1 pseudogene is annotated in these 511 nt (G+C 44.0%); it reads right to left on the minus strand.

Annotated elements, in window-relative coordinates:
• Nucleotides 1-428 (minus strand): annotated as a pseudogene (locus TP70_RS08195) (phosphopentomutase); the annotation flags it as partial.
• Nucleotides 429-511 lie beyond the last annotated feature (83 nt).

Below are 511 nucleotides of genomic sequence, written 5' to 3' on the forward strand. Positions count from 1 at the left end.
TGATGTGCGCCCCACTCGTCAATAATTTGTGTGCCTGACGCTGGACGGTTCGCCACAACTTTGCGTCCTGTTAAACGTTCAATTTCTGCGACTAACTCGTCTGGGAACCCGTTCGGATACACTTTGAATGGTTCGTTAATATTCAAGCCCATAATTTCCCAATGGCCTGTCATCGTGTCTTTCCCAACCGATGCTTCACTCATTTTCGTATAGTAAGCTACTGGTTCATCGACGCGACCCACTACCGGTAAGTCGTCAATATTTCCAAGACCTAAACGTTCCAAGTTCGGTAACTTTTGATCAAACCCTTCTAACGTATGTTTCAAAGTATGTGACCCTTCATCGTTGAATGCTTTTGCATCGGGTGCTTCCCCGATACCCACTGAGTCCATCACAATTAAGTGAACACGTTGAAATGGTGTTGTCATCACAATCACTCCTTAAAGTTTTATGTCTTTTAATAATCTGTGTCTGCTTCTAACCCTTGCATAATTTGTACGCCTGCACTTGC

It is taken from the genome of Staphylococcus microti (genome assembly GCF_000934465.1).
Classification (GTDB): domain Bacteria; phylum Bacillota; class Bacilli; order Staphylococcales; family Staphylococcaceae; genus Staphylococcus; species Staphylococcus microti.